This window comes from Rhodoplanes sp. SY1 (assembly GCF_046000175.1).
In the GTDB taxonomy this organism is placed as follows: domain Bacteria; phylum Pseudomonadota; class Alphaproteobacteria; order Rhizobiales; family Xanthobacteraceae; genus Rhodoplanes.
Window position 1 is genome coordinate 1 of sequence record NZ_JBEOMB010000527.1, and the last position, 717, is coordinate 717.

The 717-nt window shown below is 49.5% G+C and carries 1 protein-coding gene; it reads right to left on the bottom strand.

Annotated features, from left to right (window positions below):
- Window positions 1-516, bottom strand: a 516-nt coding sequence (gene tcmP, locus ABTU92_RS30755) for a three-Cys-motif partner protein TcmP (RefSeq protein WP_408095309.1), incomplete at its 3' end; no start/stop codon positions are given.
- Window positions 517-717: the final 201 nt, after the last annotated feature.

Sequence of the window (717 nt, forward strand, 5' to 3'; positions counted from 1 at the left end):
GGTCGGGAACAAGTACCAGAGATCGAGAGCTTGAGTCCGACCGATGGCTTCCAGAGTTTCCCAATGAACAGCCATGTTGAAGGGATCAAGAAAAAGCACACCGCGCACACGGTTTTGCCAAGGCGTATCGGCGCAGATTTTCATTACGGACTCATTGGCGTCACCGGACACGATCTTGATTGACCGACTCGGATTTTGGCTTTTGATGGATTGAAGTGACGCCACACTAGATAATTGATTATCAATGAAAATAAGCTCCGAGAATTGTGGTTCGATCGACAATGCGAGCTTCGCCGATCCGGGCCGAGACACCATTCCTTCTTCTTCCCCCAAACCAGCGAACAGCCCTGCATCGCCAAGGTCCAGAGCGTAATCTCCAGTGCCCGCAAAAGCATCTATATAGATCAATGAGAAGCCTTGATTCTTTAATGCGGTGGCGTAAAACTTAAGATAGCTCTGAAGAATGCTGAGCTTCTCGACCGTATGTATGCCGCCCTTGAACCTTGATTTTACCATTACAATCTCTTCGAAGTGCAGCCGCAAAACCTCAAAACAAACTCATCAATTGGTTGATCGATCGATTCATAGCAACTTAGAGAAGTCCGACGCCATCGTAAAGCGTTCCCAATGCCTGATTTGACGCGCCACTTTGCCGTTGCCGTGTTCGGACGTTAGGAAAGGTCTGCCTATCCCCGACCCGGATCAACGAGTCCCGCC